The sequence below is a fragment of the Sphingomonas sp. SKA58 genome, from assembly GCF_000153545.1.
Lineage (GTDB): Bacteria > Pseudomonadota > Alphaproteobacteria > Sphingomonadales > Sphingomonadaceae > Sphingobium > Sphingobium soli.
In genome coordinates this window covers 243,820-265,483 of the sequence record NZ_CH959307.1, presented here as the reverse complement: position 1 = coordinate 265,483, position 21,664 = coordinate 243,820, and the positions used below count along the sequence as shown (strand labels likewise).

General features: G+C 63.3%; 20 protein-coding genes and 1 tRNA gene. 15 read left to right on the top strand and 6 right to left on the bottom strand.

Annotation, left to right across the window (positions count from 1 at the left end; all coding sequences use genetic code 11):
* The first annotated feature begins 142 nt into the window (after positions 1 to 142).
* The 4 genes from SKA58_RS20065 (at position 143) to SKA58_RS10535 (ending at position 1,971) form a co-directional block, all read left to right on the top strand.
* Positions 143 to 268 carry an aa3-type cytochrome c oxidase subunit IV gene (locus tag SKA58_RS20065; protein WP_009822411.1) on the top strand — a complete coding sequence of 42 codons (126 nt, stop codon included), beginning with the start codon at positions 143 to 145 and terminating at the stop codon, positions 266 to 268.
* A 40-nt stretch (positions 269 to 308) separates the two neighbouring features.
* Positions 309 to 587: a hypothetical protein gene (locus SKA58_RS10545; RefSeq protein ID WP_009822410.1), complete on the top strand. Its 279-nt coding sequence runs from the start codon at positions 309 to 311 to the stop codon at positions 585 to 587.
* A 110-nt stretch (positions 588 to 697) separates the two neighbouring features.
* A complete protein-coding gene (locus SKA58_RS10540; protein WP_156784193.1) occupies positions 698 to 1,207 on the top strand; it encodes a hypothetical protein in 510 nt (169 codons plus the stop codon).
* 74 nt (positions 1,208 to 1,281) lie between these two features.
* Complete coding sequence (locus tag SKA58_RS10535; RefSeq protein ID WP_009822408.1) at positions 1,282 to 1,971, top strand: aspartate/glutamate racemase family protein; 690 nt, start codon at positions 1,282 to 1,284, stop codon at positions 1,969 to 1,971.
* Between the two features lie 18 nt (positions 1,972 to 1,989).
* Here the strand turns inward: SKA58_RS10535 and SKA58_RS10530 are convergent, their stop codons facing one another.
* The 3 genes from SKA58_RS10530 to SKA58_RS10520 all read right to left on the bottom strand — a co-directional run bounded on the left by SKA58_RS10530 (position 1,990) and on the right by SKA58_RS10520 (position 6,023).
* Positions 1,990 to 2,286, bottom strand: coding sequence for an RNA-binding S4 domain-containing protein (locus tag SKA58_RS10530; protein WP_009822407.1), 297 nt, complete (start codon positions 2,284 to 2,286; stop codon positions 1,990 to 1,992).
* On the bottom strand, positions 2,279 to 4,963 hold the full coding sequence (locus SKA58_RS10525) for a helicase-related protein (protein ID WP_198005958.1): 2,685 nt from the start codon (positions 4,961 to 4,963) through the stop codon (positions 2,279 to 2,281). Before SKA58_RS10525 ends, SKA58_RS10530 begins: the two co-directional genes overlap by 8 nt.
* A 130-nt stretch (positions 4,964 to 5,093) precedes the next feature.
* A complete protein-coding gene (locus SKA58_RS10520) occupies positions 5,094 to 6,023 on the bottom strand; it encodes a DUF2171 domain-containing protein (RefSeq protein ID WP_009822405.1) in 930 nt (309 codons plus the stop codon).
* 211 nt (positions 6,024 to 6,234) lie between these two features.
* On the opposite strand from SKA58_RS10520, the gene SKA58_RS10515 reads away from it, so the two are divergent.
* From SKA58_RS10515 to SKA58_RS10505, 3 genes are all read left to right on the top strand, one after another.
* A tRNA-Ala gene (locus SKA58_RS10515) sits at positions 6,235 to 6,310 on the top strand.
* 65 nt (positions 6,311 to 6,375) lie between these two features.
* Positions 6,376 to 7,146 carry an NUDIX domain-containing protein gene (locus tag SKA58_RS10510; RefSeq protein WP_009822404.1) on the top strand — a complete coding sequence of 257 codons (771 nt, stop codon included), beginning with the start codon at positions 6,376 to 6,378 and terminating at the stop codon, positions 7,144 to 7,146.
* Between the two features lie 3 nt (positions 7,147 to 7,149).
* Positions 7,150 to 7,875 (top strand): extensin-like domain-containing protein, encoded by a 726-nt coding sequence (locus tag SKA58_RS10505; RefSeq protein WP_009822403.1) that lies wholly within the window; start codon positions 7,150 to 7,152, stop codon positions 7,873 to 7,875.
* A gap of 7 nt (positions 7,876 to 7,882) precedes the next feature.
* Here the strand turns inward: SKA58_RS10505 and trpE are convergent, their stop codons facing one another.
* Positions 7,883 to 9,400 (bottom strand): anthranilate synthase component I, encoded by a 1,518-nt coding sequence (trpE, locus tag SKA58_RS10500; RefSeq protein WP_009822402.1) that lies wholly within the window; start codon positions 9,398 to 9,400, stop codon positions 7,883 to 7,885.
* 2 nt (positions 9,401 to 9,402) lie between these two features.
* Positions 9,403 to 11,355, bottom strand: a complete 1,953-nt coding sequence (locus SKA58_RS10495) for a peptidyl-prolyl cis-trans isomerase (protein WP_009822401.1) — start codon at positions 11,353 to 11,355, stop codon at positions 9,403 to 9,405.
* 202 nt (positions 11,356 to 11,557) lie between these two features.
* Between SKA58_RS10495 and tpiA the strand changes: the two genes are divergently transcribed.
* The 3 genes from tpiA (at position 11,558) to SKA58_RS10480 (ending at position 14,531) form a co-directional block, all read left to right on the top strand.
* Positions 11,558 to 12,319 carry a triose-phosphate isomerase gene (gene tpiA / locus SKA58_RS10490; protein ID WP_009822400.1) on the top strand — a complete coding sequence of 254 codons (762 nt, stop codon included), beginning with the start codon at positions 11,558 to 11,560 and terminating at the stop codon, positions 12,317 to 12,319.
* Between the two features lie 121 nt (positions 12,320 to 12,440).
* Positions 12,441 to 12,809 (top strand): preprotein translocase subunit SecG, encoded by a 369-nt coding sequence (gene secG / locus SKA58_RS10485; protein WP_009822399.1) that lies wholly within the window; start codon positions 12,441 to 12,443, stop codon positions 12,807 to 12,809.
* 90 nt (positions 12,810 to 12,899) lie between these two features.
* Positions 12,900 to 14,531 (top strand): CTP synthase, encoded by a 1,632-nt coding sequence (locus SKA58_RS10480; RefSeq protein WP_009822398.1) that lies wholly within the window; start codon positions 12,900 to 12,902, stop codon positions 14,529 to 14,531.
* Between the two features lie 63 nt (positions 14,532 to 14,594).
* Here the strand turns inward: SKA58_RS10480 and SKA58_RS10475 are convergent, their stop codons facing one another.
* Positions 14,595 to 15,731 carry a PQQ-dependent sugar dehydrogenase gene (locus tag SKA58_RS10475; protein ID WP_037543406.1) on the bottom strand — a complete coding sequence of 379 codons (1,137 nt, stop codon included), beginning with the start codon at positions 15,729 to 15,731 and terminating at the stop codon, positions 14,595 to 14,597.
* A gap of 184 nt (positions 15,732 to 15,915) precedes the next feature.
* On the opposite strand from SKA58_RS10475, the gene rimP reads away from it, so the two are divergent.
* From rimP to infB, 5 genes are all read left to right on the top strand, one after another.
* Positions 15,916 to 16,440, top strand: a complete 525-nt coding sequence (rimP, locus tag SKA58_RS10470) for a ribosome maturation protein RimP (RefSeq protein ID WP_037542979.1) — start codon at positions 15,916 to 15,918, stop codon at positions 16,438 to 16,440.
* 14 nt (positions 16,441 to 16,454) lie between these two features.
* Complete coding sequence (gene nusA / locus SKA58_RS10465; RefSeq protein ID WP_009822394.1) at positions 16,455 to 18,023, top strand: transcription termination factor NusA; 1,569 nt, start codon at positions 16,455 to 16,457, stop codon at positions 18,021 to 18,023.
* 5 nt (positions 18,024 to 18,028) lie between these two features.
* Entirely contained in the window at positions 18,029 to 18,262 is a 234-nt protein-coding gene (locus tag SKA58_RS10460; protein WP_009822393.1) for a tautomerase family protein, read from the top strand.
* Positions 18,263 to 18,325: 63 nt separating this feature from the next.
* Entirely contained in the window at positions 18,326 to 18,985 is a 660-nt protein-coding gene (locus SKA58_RS10455) for a DUF448 domain-containing protein (RefSeq protein WP_009822392.1), read from the top strand.
* Positions 18,986 to 19,053: 68 nt separating this feature from the next.
* Positions 19,054 to 21,624, top strand: a complete 2,571-nt coding sequence (gene infB, locus SKA58_RS10450; RefSeq protein WP_009822391.1) for a translation initiation factor IF-2 — start codon at positions 19,054 to 19,056, stop codon at positions 21,622 to 21,624.
* Positions 21,625 to 21,664: the final 40 nt, after the last annotated feature.

Genomic DNA, 21,664 nt, shown 5'->3' with positions numbered 1-21,664 from the left:
TCCGCATTTCTTGATCAGGCGTCGGACCCTAGCGGCCCGCGGTAAAGGCTCACTTAACCGCGCCGATTTTCTGTCTGGAAGGTTGAGGGCCGCGCGGGGACGGGATAAGGACGGGACCACTATATCAGGAAGGGGACATGGCATGGCGTCGAACGGCAATATGAAAAGCGCGAACCAGACCTATCACAGCTTTGTCGGGCTGATGAAATGGGGCACGATCGCCAGCGTGGCCGTCGCAGCTGTCGTGGTGTTGCTGATCGCGACGTGATCCCTGCCGGCCGTCTTTTCGGCGAGGACGAGCCGACATCATGGCCCATATGACGGCGCTGGCCGCCCTGTTACCGCCCTTGACGCTAGTTGCCGTGCTGGTGACGCGCGCTGCGGCGCGTCGTCATTCGCGCCCGGTCATCGGGATGGTTTGCGCTTTGGCTGCGTTCCCGGTCCTGGGCGCGCTGATCGTCGCTGCGGAAGTTGGCGGTGCCAGCGCGCGCTTGCTTGGCCTGCTGGCGATTTTGCTGGGCGGTATCGCGCTGATTGCCGGTTTTGGGCTGATGGAGCGATTCGCCAGAACCGGGGATGCGCGTTGACGGCGGTATCGTGGGTTGCCGCGGTCGCCTGGGTTGGTTCCGCGCTGCTGATGTTGTGCGGGTTGCATAAGGCGGACTCGCCATATGCGGCGCGACTTGGGGCGGCGGGCATGGCCTTGGCGATCGGCGGCGCGCTTTACACCCATGATGTGGTCAACCTGCCGGAAATGGTCAGCCTGGCCGCGCTGGGGTCGGCATTGGGCTATCTTGTCGTCCGCTCGTCGACCATTCGGTCGGTGTTCCCGATCCTCGCCGTCTTGCAGCTTCCCATTGGCCTGAGCCTTCTGCTGACGGCGCTCGCGATTGATCGCAATCGCATTGCCTTCGACATTCTTCAGCCTGATGACGCCACGCTGACGCCGGCCAATTGGTGGCTGCTCGCCGGTGCGAAACTGATCGGAGCCCTGATGGCGATAGCGGCTCTGCCGCTATGCAAGGCTTTGGCTGCGGGGGCGGTAGGGGCTGAGCGATGGCTTGCCGCGCTCGGGGGGCTTGCCGGCTGGGGTGGTCTGGCGATCGCACTGCTGCTGGACGAGCCGGCTATGGCGGTTATCGCCACGATCGTTGGCGCCAGCGGGCTGACGCTGAGTTCACTGCCCCAACACGCCAAGGCCGATTAAGCCTTTGACCCTTGGAGGCGGCTTCCCCTAACCCTGTACCCGTCACATGCGAATTGGGGGTTAAAGCGAATATCATGCGCAAGCTCGGCCTGATCGGCGGTCTCAGCTGGACATCGACCGCTCGCTATTACGAGATCATCAACAAGACGGTTCAGCGCAGACTGGGTGGCCAGCACAGTGCGCAACTCTTGATCGAAAGCCTTGATTTCGCGGCGGTGGCCAGTTGCGTGAGCGATGACGACTGGGATTGCGCGGCAACGCAGCTTATGGAAGCGGCCCGCCGTCTGGAACGGGCGGGGGCAGGCGCATTGCTGATTTGCGCCAATTCCATGCACAGGGTGTATGATCAGGTGCAGGGCGCGGTCGCCATTCCGATCCTTCACATTGCCGACGAAGTCGGAAAAGCGATGCAGGCCGACGGGGTCGAGAAAGCCGCCCTGATCGGCACGCGCCGGGTCATGACCGAAAAATTCTATCGCCAGCGGTTGGTGGCGCACGGCGTGTCGCTTCTGCCGCCGGACATGGAACTGGCGGAACAGGTGGATCGCATCTTTTACGATGAACTGACGCTCGGCAAGGTCAACCGGGAATCGCAACGCTTCATGAAGTCTTCGTTGACCGACATCGCCAAGCAGGACGTTCAGGCCGCCGTGCTGGCCTGCACCGAACTGGAGATGATCGTCGATGTGAGGGCGAATGTCCTGCCGATCTACGACTGCACCAGCATCCACGCCCTGGCTGGCGTTGATTTCATCCTTGGATAGCGCGCCTGCGCTGACGCCCTAGCTCCCTATGGTCAGTTCCTCATAACAGGATTGCGCTTCGGGGGCAGGGCCGCGCCGGACGGGCAGGGCGAGTACGCGAACGACGCGCACGCTCTCTATGTGCGGGAAGGTGATCAGGTCGCCAGCCCGCACCGGGGCATGAGCGCGGTCGATCCGCCTGCCGTTAAGGCGGATATGCCCCTCTTCGGCCAGCTTCTGCGCAATCGACCGGCTTTTCGAAAGACGCGCGAACCAGAGATATTTGTCGATACGCAAGCTTGGGCCATGACCGGCGCCTGCGACCGCGTCAGCCATTGCGACCCAGCAAGTCCGCAAGGCCCGCAAAGGCGTTATTGACCGGCGCGGGACTGGCGCTTCCGCCAGTGTTGGATGAGCGCTGGCCATCGCTGCGTTGCGCTTTGCCGCTGCCCGGCTTTCCTCCACGACCGCGTTGGGCTTGTGGCCTGTCGCTCCGCGCCTTCTGTCGGCCCTTGAAGGCCCAGTTCGCGGCTGCGACGGGGGCCGGTGCCTCCGCCCCGTCCTCGACGGGCGGTGGAGGAGGCACATCCACAGGCCGGAAGCCGGCCGCGCGCATCAATTGTAGAAAGGCATCTTCGCTAAGTCCCAGAGATACGATCTGGGGGCTGAGCGCGGTAAATGCCTCATTCTTGGCGATGGTTTCATGCGCGGTGCGCGCCATGCGCTCGGCCATGTCGATGCGCAGCATCTGATCGCCAAAGCCGCGAAATCCCGCTATGCGCGCGCCCATTTGCGCGGGGCGTTCGCCAGCGGGGATCAGCGTCAGTCCGGGACCCGGCAGAGGCAGGCAGGGCTTGGCGATTCGTGCCGCCAGCAGCGCCGACCGCCAACGCGCCGCGCCCGGCTTCAGCAAGCCGGGATGATAGATGTCGAGTACGCCGATATCGATGCCGGCCTTGCGCAACAGGTGCCGTTGCTCCTTGTCCAGGTGGCCCAGCGCCGAATCGAGATCGGTCCGCGCCAAAACCCCGCCTGCGTCTCCCAACTGGGCGAACACCGCCCGCACCACGGCGGGTACCTGCGGGTCGGCGGCGCTTTCGTTCATTTTCACCAGTGGTAGAAGATGCTTCTGTTTTTGCCCGTCGAACCATGCGGACAGGCGCGCGATGACCTGCTTCTGTACGTCCTGGCCCAGGGCAAGCAGCGCGCGATCCAGCCGGATTTCCGGCGTCAACAATGTGGTGCCAGCCATCAGGACCGCTACCGGCGTTTCGCCCCAGGCGATGCCGGGGGCCTGCCCCGCTTCGTCCAGCAGGGCAAAATCCGCATCCGTCGCAGCGATCAGTTCGTCAGCCTTCACTCGCAATACCTTTCCCAGGCGCCGCTCGGCGGCCGCCAACAGCATCTTTCGGTCCTGATGCCGCGTAGCGGGATCGACCGAGAATCGGAAGCCGTCAAGTCGTCCGATCATTTCCCCATCGACGCAGACGCTGCCGTCGGCTTCCACCGTGACGGGCAGATTGCTCGCATTCTGGCCGATGTCGCGCAACAGGACGGACGTGCGACGATCGACGAAACGCTGTGTCAGTGCCGTATGCAGGGCATCGGACAGCTTTTCCTCCAGCGCGCGCGTGCGTTCCGCCATTTCGCCCGGGTGGGTCAGCCAGTCGGCGCGATGCGCGATATAGGACCAGGTCCGTGCGGCCGCGATCCGGCCGGACAATATGTCGATGTCCCCCTGCACCGAATCGAGCCGCGCAACCTGTTGCGCAAACCAGTCGCGCGGGATGTGGCCGCTGCCTTCCGACAGGAAACGCCAAATCCGAGACACCAGCCGGGCGTGATGGTCCGCCCCCAGCTTCTGAAAATCAGGCAGGCCACATGCCGCCCATAGCCGTTCAACCTGGCGCTTGCCCCGGGCGCGTTCGATCACGGTCGGATCATCTGCCAGCCGTCGGAGCACCGCCAGGTCCACCGCCTCGGGGGCTGCGCGCAGTTCCGGTCGTTCCGGCTTCTGCTCCAGATCGCTCAGCAGATGGTCGAGGCGATCCGTATGCGGCGTTCCGTTGCGCCAGAATAGATGATCGACCGGCGGGAAACGATGCGCCTCGATCGCGTCTATTTCCTCCGGGGTGAAGGCCGCATCGCCGTCTTCATGGCCCAAGCTGCCGAACGTGCCGTCCATGTGGTGGCGGCCTGCACGCCCGGCAATCTGCGCCATTTCGCTGACGGTCAGGCGTCGGCTTCGCCGTCCGTCGAATTTGCGCAGAGAGGCAAAGGCCACATGCGCCACATCCAGGTTAAGCCCCATGCCGATCGCGTCGGTCGCGACCAGATAATCGACGTCGCCGTTCAGGAACATCTGGACTTGCGCGTTCCGGGTGCGGGGCGACAATGCGCCCATGACGACGGCCGCGCCGCCCCGGAACCGACGAAGCATTTCGGCAACGGCGTAGACTTCTTCCGCTGAAAAAGCGACGATCGCCGACCGGCGGGGCAGGCGCGACAGTTTCTTCGCGCCGGCATAGCTCAACGTCGAAAAGCGCGGGCGGCTGATGATGTCGACATCCGGGATCAGGGCTTTGACGATCCGGCTGATGCTGGCTGATCCAAGGATCATCGTTTCTTCTCTGCCGCGCGCGCGCAGCAGCCTGTCGGTGAAAATATGTCCGCGTTCAGGGTCAGCGCCTAGTTGGGCCTCGTCCAGCGCGACGAAGGCGAAATCCTCTTTCGCGCCGGCTTCCCGGCTGCCGGAGATCGGCATGGATTCGGCGGTGCAAAGAAAATAGCGCGCGTTTGGTGGGACGATCTTTTCCTCGCCAGTGACCAGCGCGACCAGCTTTTCGCCCTTGATGGCCACCACCCGATCATAAACTTCGCGCGCCAGCAAACGCAGGGGAAAACCCATCATGCCGCTGGAATGGCCGCACATCCGCTCTACAGCCAGATGGGTCTTGCCGGTGTTGGTTGGCCCCAGGACGGCAGTGACGGGCGCTCGGGCGAAGGAAACCATGATGGTGCCTATGTCGGGCATCGTGGCATTGGGGGCAAGGGTTAAGCCTCTCTGGCTCCAATGTCAGAGATGATCCGACTACAAAAAAAGCCCGGTGATTACACCGGGCCTTCTTCAAACGGATCGTGGCTTAACGATAGCGATTGCCATGGCTGCTATTGCTGCTGGCAAAGCCTCCACTGCTCCAGCCGCCGTCGCGACCTTCCGATCGGTCATTGAACATCGCGCTCTGCTCGCGTTCCGTGCGCCATGCGTCCTGCGCCTGTTCAGCGGTTTTTTCCAGCGTCACACGGGTAGCGTCGACGGACTTGATCCAGTTCGACGGAATGGAATGATGCACGCCACCGGCGTCTTCATCATTCTTAGTCAGAATGATGCGGTCACCTCGGCATTTGTCTACAGTGCCGACATGCTCGCCGTCGCTGCCGACGACTTCCATATGCTCCTTGACCTGGGTGACCGCCTGACGCTGCTCGCCCCTGCGTGTCCGCCACGTGCCGAACTCGCTGTTGAAGCGATCGCGATTCTCCCGCTGATATTCGGCATAATCGCGGTCAAGCTCATCGATCCGCTGCTGACGCCAGGCATGATAGTTGCTGTCATGATGGGCGTTCTGGTCGCGTTGCGGCCCGAAGGCGCGCGTGCGGTAACCATGATCTTCGCTGCCAAAGCCACTGCGTTCGTTGGTGTAGGGTGCATAGCCACGGCCCGGCAAATAGTCGCTCCGGCCGGCGGACGCATAGCCGATCCGGCTCGACTGGTCGCGCGGATCGCCATAGGGGCGATTATAATATTCATCATATTCACGCCGGCGCTCTGCCTCTTCATCGCCGAACCAGCTGCGCACCTCGTCACCCGCCCGGTCGAAAAATCCCCGCTCCTCTGGGTCATAATCGTCGGGGTGACGGCGCATGTCCGATCCGCCAAATTGGCCGCGCGTGCCATAACGATAGCTGTTGTCGTCACGGCGATAGTCCCGCTGTCCACGATAGCGCTCGCCGCGGTCCCAGTTCGAGGAATAACGATCATCACCGTAGCGGCCTCCGCCTTGGTAACCCATGGTCCATCTCCTTTTGCGTGTCAGGCGACGCGTGGGGCGCCGTCGATCCTATCAATGAGTGGACCACGCCCATGTTCCGGGCGTTACGGACGGGTAATGTCCCGCAACAGGTGCGTTCCGGCGCAGGGCAGGCCGGCTGGGCCGGTCCGTCGTTTTGAACAAAATACCGTTGCACGGCTTAAATCGCTCGCTTATAGGCAGCGCTCCTTCAGGGGCCTTAGCTCAGCTGGGAGAGCGCGTCGTTCGCAATGACGAGGTCAGGGGTTCGATCCCCCTAGGCTCCACCAACCCTTTAATCGGGTTGTTTTGGAAGGACTTTACTAGCGCTGGGCGATGGGCCTAGAGCATCTGCATGACAGACTATGATGGCCTGACCCGGCCGGCGGCGACCGTCGTGATCGTGCGTGATCGGCCAGGCGCGGCGGCCGAACTGCTTATGATGGAGCGTGCGTCCACCATGTCCTTCGCGGCGGGTGCGCTTGTCTTTCCGGGTGGGGCCGTCGATGAAGCGGATCGCATGCTTGCCGCGCGGTACGATACCGGCCTGCCATTGGACGAAGCGGCCGCGCGTATCGCGGCCATTCGCGAGACGATAGAGGAAGCGGGTCTGGCCATCGCGATCACGGGCGAAATGGATCAGGCCATGATCTTGCGCTTGCGTGATGGGTTGCATGATGGCGCGATGCTGGGCGATCTATTGGAACGCCATAATTTGACCCTCGATATCCAGGCGCTCACGCCTTTCGCCCGCTGGCATCCAGCGCCGTTCGATCATGCGACACGGGTGTTCGACACACGTTTCTACCTGGCGCGCGCGCCCGAGGGGCAGGTCGCGACCGTGGACAGCAGCGAAAATGTCCGCCTGTTCTGGAGCAGCGCCACAGATACGCTCGCGCAGTGCGATGGCGGAAACGGGCGCGTCATCTACCCGACCCGCCGAAATCTCGAACGGCTCGCGCGCCATCATCGCCACGCGGACCTTGTGGCTGACGCGGCATCCTTTCCTATTGAGAAGATTCAACCCTGGCGCGAGGATCGGGACGGCGTGCCGCACCTGTGCATCCCGGACCATCTGGGCTATCCGGTGACGGCGGAACCAATGGCTGCGGTCCAGCGTGCTTAGCGCATGCGAAAACTTCACCTGACGCTGCGCTCCCTTCTTGTCGTCGGCGGGCTGCTTGCCTTGTTGCTGCTGGCCTATGCCTGGCTGCGGCAGCGACCGCAGGATCTGCCCTGGACGGACCTTGATCTTGCGCAGCCTATCGGCCTGTTCACTGGAAGGAAGCTGGCGGCGCTGACCGGCGACACCGGCGCCTGCAAGGCTCTGCTGGATCGGGCGGGTGTCGATTATGTCGCCCTGAAGCCGGGCGGCGCGGATCAGTGCGCCTATGCCGATGCGGTGCGGCTTCGCCCGGATGAGGACGCAATCCTGTTGGCCCCGGCCGCCGTTGCGCCATCCTGCCCCGTGGTCGCGGCTTTGAAGCTGTGGGAATGGCAGGTGGTGCAGCCTGCCGCGCAGCGTATCTATGGCCAGCCGGTCGAGTCGATCCGGCACTTTGGCAGCTATAGCTGCCGCCGGCTGTACGGGCGCAGTCAGGGGGATTTCAGCGAACATGCAACCGCCGACGCGATTGATATTGCGGCTTTTCAATTGAAGGATGGCCGCCAAATCAGCGTGCTGGGCGACTGGAAAGGCGAGGGGAAAGATGCGTTCTTCCTGCGCGAAGTGCGGGACGGCGCCTGCGATCTTTTTTCGACCGTCCTGTCACCCGACTATAATGCCGCGCACAAGGATCATTTTCATCTGGATCAGGCGGAAAGGGGCGCGATGGGCGGGCGCGCCTGCCGATGACAATTGATCATTGGCCGAAGGTCGGCTGACGCGCCAGCGCGACCGCTTCGCGCGCGGCCGCCAGCAACGCCCCGCTTTTCGCTTCACATTCGCGCTGCTCATATTCAGCGTTGGAATCGGCGACGATGCCAGCGCCCGCCTGCACATGCATGACGCCATCCTTCAGCACGGCCGTGCGCAGCACGATACAGCTGTCCATATTGCCGTCCGGCCCGAAATAACCAACCCCGCCGGCATAGGCGCCGCGCGTTTCGGGTTCCAGCTGCGCGATGATTTCGCACGCGCGCACCTTGGGCGCGCCCGATACGGTGCCCGCCGGGAATCCGGCGAACAGCGCGTCGATCGCATCCCTGTCGTCCGCCAGCCGGCCCACGACGTTAGAGACGATGTGCATGACATGGCTGTAAAATTCGACGCTGTAGCTTTCTGTCACCGTCACTGTCCCGGCGGCGGCCACGCGACCGACATCGTTGCGGCCCAGGTCCAGCAGCATCAGATGTTCGGCGCGCTCCTTGGGGTCTGCGAGCAGGCTTTCGCGATTGGCGGCATCCTCGACAGCGCTTTTGCCGCGCGGGCGCGTCCCGGCAATCGGCCGGATCGTCACTTCACCGTCCCGAGCGCGCACCAATATTTCGGGGCTGGACCCGATCAGTGCAAATCCGGGGAGGTCGAGATAATAGAGGAAAGGCGACGGATTGATCCGCCGCAACGCGCGATACAGGGCGATCGGAGGCAGTGTGAACGGACTTGTGAAGCGCTGCGCCAGGACCACCTGAAAGATGTCGCCGGCCACGATATAGTCCTTCGCGGTCTCCACCATGTGCGCATAGCGTCCCGGCTCCAGCACCGGGGTTACAGCGATGTCCGCGATCTCGTCCGTGGCTGGCATTGCGGGGATCGGGGCCGCCAGCCGCGCGGCCGTCGCGTCAATCCGCTCCAACGCGTCGGACATGGCGCGATCGATATCGGTGAAGCTGCCCTTCCAAACCGGCGCGACGATATAAAGGGCGTCAGCCAGCCGGTCGAAGACCAGGATTACCGTTGGCCGCACGAACAGCATGTCAGGCACGCCGATCGGGTTCGGGGCCGGGCGGGGCAGTTTTTCGACCAACCCCACCGTCTCATAGCCGAAATACCCAACCAGACAGGCAAGCGCCGGGGGCAAGGCCGGGTCCATCTCCGCCCGGCATTCGGCCACCAACGCTCGCAACGCGTCGAGCGCGCCGACGCTTTCAGCTTGGAAGGCGTTGCGGTCTGCTGCCCAGTGCCGGTTGATTTCTGCCTTCTGGCCATTGGCCCGGAAGACGAGGTCGGGGGCAAGTCCGATCAGGCTGTGCCGCCCACGCACCGCGCCGCCTTCGACCGATTCCAGTAGATAATCGCCGCGATCGGGTTCGAACAATTTGAGCGCGGCGGAAATTGGCGTGTCGGTATCTGCAATCTGGCGCCGCCAGATCAGCGCTGATTCGCCGCGCGACAGGGCCGCGCGTGCAGCGGCGATACCGTCATTCCCCCCATCCGCCATGCTTACTGGCCGCCGCTATTGTTCGCAGCCAGCGCAGCGCGCACCTGCTCCACCGCCTTGGGGTTGCGCGTCACGCCCAGTTCCTTCTCGACCGCGCGCTCGAATTGCTCGCCATATTCCTGGCCGATCACCTCACCCATCTGGTCGCGCACCTGTGCCAGCAATTGGGGATTGCCCTTGGCATCGCCGCGCTCGATCTTGGTCAGCTGGACGACGAAATAACCGCGGCCTTCGCTGATCGGCAGTGTCTTGACGCTGTTTTCGGCCATGGCGAACAGGATCGACACTTCGGCCGGCGGGCGCTGTTCGGCCCGCATGATGTCGGCACGGCGGCCGCCCAGCGTCTGTGGCGCGGGCAGCTTGACGCCCGCCTGGCTGATCGCGTCCGCCAGTTTCGTGCCCTTCGCCACCTTGGCGCGAATCTGCTCGGCAAGAGCTTTGGCCTTCTGATTGCCGGCGTTCAACTTATACTGGGCCTGCACCAGCGACTTGACCTCGGCCAGCGGAGGCGGGGCTGCGGCGATGATCTGCCCGGGCGCAATCAACGCATAGCGCTTGTCCGGCGTGATCGGCACCAGCTGTGCGTCATCATCCGCGCTCATGGTGAACGCCGGGGACAGCAGCGGCTGAACGTCCGCAGGGGCGACATAGGCCATGTCCTTGACCTGCTTGCCAGTCGCCAGCAGCGGCGGCGTGGTCTCAAGCTTCAGGCCATTATCCTTTGCCACTTCGTCAAACGTCCCGCCATCGGCGATCTGGTCCTCCAGCTTGGCGGTAAAGTCGCCGAGCAGCTGCTTTTCCTTTTGCACGCGCAGCGTCTTGACGATCTCGTCGCGCACAGCGGCCAGCGGCCGGGCGGGCTTGTCCTGCACCGCGGTGACGCGCAGCAACAGCCAGCCGAGCGGCCCGCGCACCGGCCCGATCAGTTCGCCTTGCCTGGCGGCGAAGACCGCGTCCGCCACCGCCTTGCTCGTCGCGCTGGTCAGCTGGCCGCGGCTTTGCGCGTCCAGCGTGGAGACTGACAGGCCGGCGCCTTGCGCGGCCTGGGGCAAGGACTTGCCGGCCTTCACTTGCGCTGCGATCGCCTTGGCGCCCGCTTCGGTCGGCAGCACAAGCTGTTCGACGCTGCGGTTTTCGCTGGCGGCGTAGTTCGCCTTGTTCTGGTTGTAATAAGCGCTGATTTCCGCATCGCTGGGCATCGACGCCTGCGCGAAGCGCTCAGCGTCAACGACAGCGTAGCGGATGCGACGCTGTTCAGGGATGGTGAAGCGATCGCTGTTCTTCTTGTAGAAGTCAGCGAGCTGCGCGTCGGTCGGGTCCTTGTCGTCCAGGAAGGCGACGGCCGGGATGGCGGCGACCTGGCCCTGGCGCGCCTCCAGCAGCAGCGAGGCATAAGGCAGGACCAGATTTTCCGATGGACGTGCGCCAATACCGATAGGCGCCAGCAACTGGCGTTGCAGGATTTCGCGGCTGATATCGTCGCGCAATGCCTGTTCGCTCAGCCGTTCGCGCGCCAGAAGGGCACGGAAATTGTCATTGCTGAAATTGCCCGCCGCATCCTGAAAGGCCGGGATCTGCGCGATCTGCGCATCGACCAGCCGTTTGGAGATATGGATGCCCTGATCGTCGGCATAGGCCCGCAGCGTCAGCGATTGCACCAATTGATCGAACACCTGCGCGCCGCCGCCCTGTGCGAAAAATTCGCCGATCTGAAGTTCGGGGCTTGAGCGGCGCGCATTTTCGAACACGCGCTGCACCCGGTCCTGCAATTCGGCGACGGTCAGCTTGTATCCCTTCGCCTTGGCCGCGGTGCCGCCGCCCGACAGGCTTGCACCGCCAAATTGACCGCTGGTCACGTCGCCCAGGATGAAGGCGGCGGCGATGACGCCCAGGAACAGGAACGCGAAGATCGCGCCGAACTTGGAATGGATGATGCGGCGAAAGACAGAAAGCATGAAAATGTCCGAACTACAGGCGGTATGGCGGCCCGCTTTAAGGGCGGAACGGCGCGGCGGCAAGGCTTGGACTGGACAAATGCGCGATGCCCGTCCATCGCATTTGCCTGGCACCCACGCGCGTCTTGGAGGCGCCGCTTACCGGAGCGGCGACGACGTGCGCGGGCGCTACGTGCAGCAATAATCACAGGGGACTTGGCGGATGAACAGGCGCAAGCTGGTTGTCGGCAACTGGAAGATGAACGGGATGCGCGCGCATCTGGATGAAGTGGAGGCGATCGGCCGGGTCGCAGCGGCGCATCCAGACGTCGAAGTCGGGCTATGCCTGCCCGCAACGCTCATCATGGCGGGGTCCGAACGGCGCGGCGCGGCCTTCATCGGCGCGCAAAATTGTCATATGGATATCAGTGGGGCCTATACCGGTTCGCTATCGGCCGACATGCTGGCCGAAGCCGGCGCGACCTGGGTCATCACAGGTCATAGCGAACGACGCGAGGCGCGGGGCGAAACCAATGCCGATATCGCGGCCAAATCGGTGGCGGCGCACAAGGCGGGGATCAACGTCATTCTGTGCGTCGGCGAAACCCTGGCCGTGCGAGACGCCGGGCGCGCCGAACAAGTGGTCGCGGATCAACTGCTCGCCTCCCTGCCCGAAGGCGCGGCGGCGGATTGGCTCGCCGTCGCCTATGAGCCGATCTGGGCGATCGGTACCGGCCGAATCCCGACCATGGAAGCGGTCGCGACCATGCATGCCGCCTTGCGCAACGCGCTGGCGAGCCGGATCGGCGCGGAGGCTGACAAGATGCGCATTCTTTATGGCGGGTCGATGAACGGCGACAATGCGGCCGACCTGATGGCGCTGGCGGATGTCGATGGCGGCCTGGTCGGTGGCGCGAGCCTCTCTGCGGCCAAATTCGCGCCGATCATCGAAGCGGCCGACCAGCGGATGAAAGCCGCGGCGTAAAACTCACGCGCAGGCGCTCGGCGGGAAAGGACCGGTCGGTGGCGCCCGACATGGTTGCCCCCGCGCGCCTTCGTCGCTATGTGCGCGCCAACGCTTTTTTCTTGTCCCGGACACCTGTCGCATGTTCACCTTCCTCCTCGTCGTGCAGGCGATCATCGCCGCCTTGCTGGTCACCGTCATCCTGATGCAGAAATCGGAAGGTGGCGGTCTGGGTGTAGGCGGCAGCCCGGCCGGCTTCATGTCGGCGCGCGGTGCGGCGGATTTCCTGACGCGATCGACCACGATCCTCGCCAGCGTCTTCGTGCTGTTGTCGATCGTCATGGCGGTGATCGCGTCGGTCCGTCATGCGCCCAGCGATATCGACACATCTTTGGTCAAGCAGGCGCCCGCGACGCAGAGCGCGCCGGCGACTACTGACCCGCTGGCTGGCGCTGCCGCCAATGCGGCGTCCGCGCCCGCGTCCAACGACGCGGTTCCGCTCGCCAACTAAACCTTCCGCCGATCTTCCGATCTTTTTTTAAGCGCGCGTGGATTCGCGCGCTTGCCCTTTGTTGTTCCGAAAGGCTAAGCCTCTCCTCCCATGACGCGGTATATTTTCATCACCGGCGGCGTGGTCTCCTCGCTTGGCAAGGGCCTGATGGCCGCTTCGCTCGCAGCCCTTCTGCAAGCGCGAGGTTTCCGTGTGCGAATCCGGAAATTCGACCCCTATCTCAACGTCGATCCGGGCACGATGAGCCCCTACCAGCATGGCGAAGTCTATGTGACCGACGACGGGGCCGAGACCGATCTTGACCTGGGTCATTATGAGCGCTTCACCGGCGTGTCGGCGCGCCAGTCGGACAATGTGACGCAGGGACGCGTCTATCAGACGATCATCCAGCGCGAACGGCGCGGCGATTATCTGGGCGCGACGGTGCAGGTGATCCCGCACGTCACGGATGAGATCAAGGCGTTCGCGACGGCCGACACCGATGACCTGGACTTCGTGCTGTGTGAGATTGGCGGCACCGTTGGCGACATCGAATCGCTGCCCTTCATGGAAGCGATTCGCCAGCTGCATAATGATCTGGATCGCGGCCAGTCGATCTTCGTGCACGTAACGCTGGTGCCCTATATCGCCGCCGCAGGCGAATTGAAGACCAAGCCGACGCAGCGCAGCGTGCGCGATCTCACCTCGCTTGGCATTCAGCCCGATATATTGCTGTGCCGCTGCGAGCATCCGCTGCCCGATAGCGAGCGCAGGAAGATCGCGCTCTTCTGCAACGTCCGCCCCGAGGCGGTGATCCCCGCGCGCGACGCCAAGAGCATCTATGCGGTGCCTGAACAATATCATGCCGAAGGGCTGGACCGCGAAGTCCTGCGCGCCTTTGGGATGGGCGACGCGCCACCGCCAAAGCTCGACCGCTGGGTCGACATCATGGATCGTCAGCTCAATCCCGAAGGGGAAGTGACGATCGGCGTCGTCGGCAAATATGTCGGCCTGCTCGACGCCTACAAATCGCTCTATGAGGCGCTTAACCATGGCGGCCTCGCCAACCGGGTGAAGGTCAACGTCAAGTGGATCGACGCGGAACTGTTTGAAAAGGGCGATGATCTCGCCGCCAGTCTTGAACCCATGCACGGTATCCTGGTACCCGGCGGCTTTGGCGTGCGCGGATCGGAAGGCAAAATCGCCTCGGTCAGGTTCGCGCGTGAACGCAATGTGCCATTCTTCGGCATTTGCCTTGGCATGCAGATGGCCTGCATCGAAGGGGCGCGGAACACGGCTGGCATTCCCGACGCATCGACCACCGAATTTGGCGAGACGTCTGAACCGGTTGTCGGCCTGATCACCGAATGGATGAGCGCGGAAGGTTTGCAGAAGCGCACCGCCGAGACCGATCTGGGTGGCACGATGCGGCTGGGCGCCTATCCCGCCAAGCTGACCGGCAACAGCGTCGTCGCGGGCATTTACGGCGTCGATGACATCAGCGAACGGCATCGCCATCGCTATGAAGTCAATGCCGGCTATCGCGAGCGGCTGGAAAAGGGCGGCCTCATCTTCTCTGGCATGTCACCCGATGGAACTTTGCCCGAAATCGTCGAGCGACCGGATCATCCCTGGTTCGTCGGCGTGCAGTTCCACCCGGAACTCAAGTCCAAGCCCTTCGACCCGCATCCTCTGTTCGCCAGCTTCATTGAAGCAGCGGTGAAGCAGAGCCGATTGGTATGACGCACCGCTAATTCCGTTCGCGCTGGTCGAAGCATTTGTTACGGCCAGCGCGAACGAGCAGGTTTATCCCGCCGGCGTCAGTTTCAGCATCCGTCCCTGCGATCCCTGGCCGCCATCCTCCAGCACCCACAATGCGCCGTCCGGTCCCTGCTCGACTTCGCGAATGCGTGCGCCCATGTCCCACTGGTCGGCCTTTGAAGCCTTCTCGCCGTCCAGTTTGACCCGGACCAGGCTCTGGCTGGACAGGCCGCCTATGAACAGGCTGTTCTTCCATTGTGGGAAGAGATCGCCCGAATAATAGAGTAATCCGGCCGGTGAAATGACCGGGTTCCAGCTGACCTGTGGCGCTTCGAAGCCGTCGCCGGGGGCGTGGTCGGGGATCGGCCTTCCGTCATAATGGTCGCCGTTCGACACTTTGGGATAGCCATAGTTGAGGCCGGGCTTGATCAGGTTCACCTCGTCACCGCCCTTTGGTCCCATTTCCTGTTCCCACAGCCGCCCGTCCTTATCGAATGCGATCCCCAGGAGATTGCGGTGGCCATAGGACCAGATGGCGGGATCAAAGCCCTTGGCGGCGAGGGGGTTGCCGCCTGCTGGTGTGCCGTCCGGATTGAGGCGCAGCACCTTGCCAAGCGTCGCCTTGGGGTCCTGCGCGGGATCGAATTTCTGTCGCTCGCCATTGGTGAAGAACAGATATTTGCCGTCGGGTGAAAAGGCGATCCGCCCCGAATAATGGCCGTTGCCTTCGACATAAGGGCTGGCGCGGAAAATGACCGCCACATCATCGAGCGCGGTCGTCCCATCGCTAGCCTGATTGAAACTCCCCTTGGCCAATGCCACGCCCTTGCCGCCGTCACGGGCTTCTGAAAAGCTGAAATAGACGATTTTGTCCTGCCCAAAGCCGGGCGACAGGACGACATCCATCAGCCCGCCTTGCCCTGCGCTGTCGACCGCGGGAATGCCGGACACGGGAATTTTCGTTCCGTTTTTCGGATCGAACAGGATCATTTCCCCCGCCTTTTCCGTGACCAGCGCGCGTCCGTCCGGCAGGAAGGTCATCGCCCAGGGCGAATCGAAATCGGCGATGATCGATGTCTTGAATGGTTTGTCGGCCGAACTGGCCGTATTCTGGCCCGTGGCGTTGTCCGCCGAGCAGGCGATCAGGATGAAGGGCAGGGCGGCAAGCGGAAGGCGGCGCATCATCGTCTCCATTCTCGACAGGGCAATCAATATGGCTGATAGAATGAGCCATCACGAATAATGTTGCAGATATTCGACGCTCCGCCTATATCAGCAATGCTTCCTTACATCGTCAAAAATGTCGGGGTCGCGGGCGGATGCTCGCGGCGACGCGGAAGCGCGCATGATAGTTTCTGGAGATTGCATGGCGGACATCGCCGCACTGACCGCTTTGATAGAACCCGAGGTCCAGGCCTTGGGCTTTGATCTTGTGCGTATCAAGCTGTTCGGATCGGGTGACGACTACACGCTTCAGATCATGGCGGAAAATCCCAGGACGAAGCAACTGGTCATCGAGGATTGCGCAACCATTTCCCGCCGCCTGTCGGACGTGCTGGATGAAGCCGACCCGATCGAGGAGGCCTATCGTCTGGAAGTCAGCTCGCCTGGCATCGATCGCCCGCTGACACGCCTGCATGATTTCCAGGAATGGGCCGGCCACGAAGCGAAGATTGGCGCGAGCGAGATCGTATCGGGCCGCAAGAGCTTCCGCGGTGTCGTCAACGGCGTGGACGGCGAGGAGATACTTTTCACCGACGCCAAGTCCGGTGACGTCCGAATTCCTTTTGCGCTGGTCGACGAGGCCAAGCTGCTGCTGACTGACGCACTGATTGCTGCTAGTATGCCGCTCTCCTCTGATGGGGCGGACGAATTTGAAACCGAAGAATAAGGGTTCATAAAGTCATGGCCAACGCCATTTCCGCCAACAAGGCCGAACTGATTGCCATCGCCAATTCGGTGGCGAGCGAAAAGATGATCGACAAGGCCATCGTCATCGAGGCGATGGAAGACGCGATTCAGCGCGCCGCGCGCGCTCGTTATGGTGCCGAAAACGACATTCGCGCCAAGCTGGACCCAGATAGCGGTGACCTGCGCCTGTGGCGCGTCGTCGAAGTGGTCGAAACGGTCGAAGATTATTTCAAGCAGGTCGATCTCAAGCAGGGGCAAAAGCTCAAGAAGGACGCGGTGATTGGCGACTTCATCGTCGATCCATTGCCCGCGATTGACCTTGGCCGCATCGACGCCCAGTCGGCCAAGCAGGTCATCTTCCAGAAGGTCCGCGACGCTGAGCGTGAGCGTCAGTATGAAGAATATAAAGACCGCGTGGGTGAGATCATTACCGGCGTCGTGAAATCCGTCGAATTCGGCCATGTCGTCGTCAATCTGGGCCGCGCCGAGGGCGTGATCCGCCGCGACCAGCAGATTCCGCGCGAAGTCGTCCGCGTCGGCGACCGCATCCGCTCGGTTGTGCTGAACGTCCGCCGTGAAAATCGCGGGCCGCAGATTTTCCTCAGCCGCGCGCATCCCGAATTCATGAAGAAGCTGTTCGCGCAGGAAGTCCCCGAAATCTACGATGGCGTCATCACCATCATGGCCGCCGCCCGCGATCCGGGCAGCCGCGCCAAGATCGGCGTCATCAGCCGCGACAGCAGCATCGATCCCGTCGGCGCCTGCGTCGGCATGAAGGGCAGCCGCGTTCAGGCCGTCGTGCAGGAAATGCAGGGTGAAAAGATCGACATCATCCCCTGGTCGGAAGACACCGCGACCTTCGTCGTCAACGCGCTCCAGCCCGCACAGGTCGCCCGCGTGGTGATCGATGAGGAAGAAGAACGCATCGAGGTCGTCGTTCCCGACGATCAGCTCTCGCTTGCCATTGGTCGCCGCGGCCAGAATGTCCGCCTCGCCAGCCAACTGACCGGCAAGGCCATCGACATCATGACCGAGGCTGACGCGTCCGAGAAGCGCCAGAAGGAATTCGTCGCCCGTTCCGAAATGTTCCAGAACGAGCTGGACGTCGATGAAACGCTCTCGCAGCTGCTGGTGGCCGAAGGCTTTGGCGAGCTGGAAGAGGTCGCTTATGTCACCGTCGAGGAACTGGCCGGAATCGAGGGCTTTGACGAGGATCTTGCCGCCGAGTTGCAGAGCCGCGCGCAGGAAGCGCTGGACCGCCGCGAAGCCGCCGCGCGCGAGGAGCGCCAGGCGCTTGGCGTCGACGATGCGCTGGCCGATATGCCGCATTTGACCGAAGCGATGCTCGTCACTCTGGGCAAGGCGGGCATCAAGACGCTTGACGATCTTGCCGATCTCGCCACTGACGAACTGATCGCCAAGAAGCGTGTCGATCAGCGTCGCCGCAAGTCTGAAACGACCGAGGACAAGGGCGGCATCCTGTCGGCCTATGGCCTTAATGAAGAGCAGGGCAATGAGATCATCATGGCCGCCCGCGCGCATTGGTTCGAAGAGGAAGCCTGACACCCATGCCATTTGTCGACATCCGCCTGGCTGGTAGCGCCACTCGCGAGCAGAAAGCCGCGATCGCTGCCGACGTCACCCAGTCGCTCGTCGAGCGGCTGGGTAAGCCGGCGGCTGCCGTTCAGATCGTCATTTCGGAAGTGTCGCCTGAAAATTATGCGGCCGGCGGTCAGTTGATCGCCGACCGCGCGGCCCCTTCATCCAGGGAGGACGCCAATGCCGCGGACACTCCCCGATGAGAGAATAAGCGCCCTCGACAGCGTTGGACTTGCACCGCTTTCCGTTCTGACGGAGGAGCGCGCATGACTGAACGCAAATGCATATTGACCGGCGATCGCGCCGATCCCGCCATGCTGATCCGTCTGGCCGTCGGGCCGGAGGGACAGATTTTGCCCGATCTGCGCGCCAAGGCGCCCGGGCGCGGCGCATGGATCGGCGTCAGCCGACCCGAACTGGAATCCGCTTTGGCCAAGGGCAAGCTGAAGGCTGCGCTGGCGCGCGCCTTCAAGAGCGGCGAATTGCAGATCCCTGATACGCTGCCCGACCTCATCGAACAGGGGTTGCGCAAGGCGGTGCTTGACCGGCTGGGGCTGGAGGCGCGGGCGTCCATGCTGCTGACGGGTTCGGAAAAGATCGACGTCGCCTGTCGCAAGGGCGACGTCAAATTGCTGCTGCATGCGTCCGACGCGGCCGCAGACGGCAATCGCAAGCTGGACCAGGCGCTGCGCGTGGGGCAGGACGCGGAAGGCACGGATCTGGCGGGCATCACCTTGCCTGTGGACCGCGATGCACTATCTATGGCAATGGGGCGCGACAATGTCGTCCACATCGCGATTACCGACTCGCGTGCGGCGGCGCGTCTTCGCGGCGCTATCGGCCGCTTGGAAAGCTATCTGGGTTGCGCTACCGAAGCGCCCGCGCATGGGGAGCCTGCCTCCACCGACGCGCCGGGCGTCGGTTAGGCATCGGGATTGAAGGCGCCGGCGGGCCTATCCGGCCGGAGCGGAAGTGAAGGGTTAAGTTCGAACATATGAGTGACAGCAAGGAAGACAAGCCGGTTCTGGGCCGCAAGCCGCTGGGCATCAAGCGGACCGTCGAATCCGGTCAGGTGCAGCAGCAGTTCAGCCATGGCCGCAAGAATACGGTCGTGGTCGAAGTGAAGCGGCGCCGCGTCCCCATGGGCAAGCCCGGTGAGACGACCGGTGCTGCGCCTGCGGCTGCGCCCGAGGCGAACCCCAAGCCCGCAGCGCCTGCGCCACAGCGGCCCGCGCCTCCGCCGCCGCCCCGTCCGGTCGCGCAGAACTCCATGCTGTCCCGCAAGGAATTGCAGGAAAAGCTGCTGCGCGAGGCGGAAGAAGCCCGTATGGCCGCTCTGGAAGACGCGCGTCGCCGTGAGGATGCTGCGCGTCAGGCGGCGAGTGAGGAAGAAAAGCGCAGGGCGGAGGAAAATCGCCAAGCCGCTGAAGCCGAGGCGGAGCGCGAAGCTGCGGAGGCGTCCGCACCTGCGGCCCAGCCGGCGGCCGAAGAACCCAAGGCCGAAGCCGCGCCGGCTGCTGAGCCCGCTCCCGAAGCGGCGCCGGCTGCGCCTGCCACGCCTGCCGCCCCTGCATCGGCGATGCCGCCGCCACGCCGCTTCACGCCGGTGACGCCGGCCAAGCGGCCCGAACCGGCCAAGCCGGAGCGTGCCAAGCGGGGCGACGATAATCGTCGCCAGTCTGGCAAGCTGACCGTTACGCGCGCGCTCGCTGACGACGACAGCGCCCGCGCCCGCAGCCTCGCCGCGCTGAAGCGCGCGCGGGAAAAGGAACGTCGCGCTCATTATTCGGGCGGCAGTCAGCCGCGCGAGAAACAGTCGCGCGATGTCATCGTGCCGGAAAGCATCACGGTCCAGGAACTTGCCAACCGCATGGCCGAAAAGGGCGCGGATCTGGTCAAGGCCCTGTTCAAGATGGGCACCGCCGTCACGCTTAACCAGCCGATCGACCAGGATACGGCAGAGCTGCTGGTCGAGGAATTCGGCCACCGCATTCAGCGCGTGTCCGATGCCGACGTCGAAATCGGCATGCAGGGCGAGGATGATGCGGCCGAAACGCTGAAAGCACGTCCGCCGGTCGTTACGATCATGGGCCATGTCGATCACGGCAAGACCTCGCTGCTCGACGCGCTGCGCGGCACCAGCGTGGTTTCGGGCGAAAGCGGCGGCATCACGCAGCATATCGGCGCCTATCAGATCAAGACGAAGGGCGGTGACATCATCACCTTCCTTGACACGCCGGGTCACGAGGCTTTTTCGGAAATGCGCGCGCGTGGCGCCAACGTCACCGACATCGTCATCCTGGTGGTGGCGGCCGATGACGGGTTGATGCCGCAGACGATCGAGGCGATCAATCATACCAAGGCGGCCGGCGTGCCGATGATCGTTGCGATCAACAAATGCGACAAGCCCGAAGCCAATCCGCAGAAGGTGCGTGAGCGCCTGCTGGAGCATGAAGTCATTGTCGAGGATATGGGTGGCGAAACCCAGGACGTCGAAGTGTCCGCGCTCAAGAAGCAAGGCTTGGATACGCTGATCGACAAGATTTTGTTGCAGTCCGAACTGCTCGAACTTGTCGCCAACCCCGATCGCGCCGCTGAAGGCAATGTGATCGAGGCGCAGCTCGACAAGGGCCGTGGCGCGGTGGCGACCATTCTCGTCCGTCGCGGCACGCTCAAGGTCGGCGACACGTTCGTCGTCGGCGCTGAAAGCGGCAAGGTCCGCGCGATGATCAACGATCAGGGGCAGCAGGTGAAATCGGCCGGTCCCTCGACCCCGGTTGAAGTGCTGGGCCTGTCGGGCGTTCCGATGGCCGGCGACCAGATGACGGTCGTCGAAAATGAAGCCCGCGCCCGCGAAGTCGCTGCCTATCGTCAGGAACAGGCGACCAAGAAGCGCACGACCGCCGCTCCGACCAGCTTCGAGCATATGTTCTCGGCGCTCAACACGCAGGTCATCGAATATCCGGTGGTGGTGAAGGGCGACGTGCAGGGGTCGGTCGAAGCGATCGTTTCGTCGCTCAACAAGATTTCGACCGACGAGATCAAGGTTCGCATCCTGCATTCGGGTGTCGGCGCTATCACCGAAAGCGACGTGACCCTGGCCGCGGCCAGCCGCGCGCCGCTGATCGGCTTCAACGTCCGCCCCAATGCCAAGGCGCGTCAGCTGGCGGAACGCGAGAAAATCTCGCTGCGCTATTATGACGTGATCTACGACCTTCTCGAGGAAGTCCGTGGCGAAATGGCGGGCCAGTTGGCGCCGGAACGCATCGAAACGGTCGTTGGCCGCGCCGAAGTGCTTCAGGTGTTCCCGGCAGGCAAGAAGGACAAGGCGGCTGGTCTGCTGGTCCTCGACGGCATCATTCGCAAGGGTCTGGCCGCCCGCCTTACCCGCGACGATGTCATCGTATCGCGCACCAACATCGCCTCGCTGCGTCGTTTCAAGGACGATGTGTCCGAAGTGCGCGCTGGTATGGAATGTGGCGCGGTGCTTCAGGACACCAACGACATCAAGCCGGGCGATATGCTCGAACTGTTTGAGGTCGAGGAGCGCCAGCGCACCTTGTAACGCGCATTCCCCCTCCCGGACATGGGAGGGGCAGGGGGGC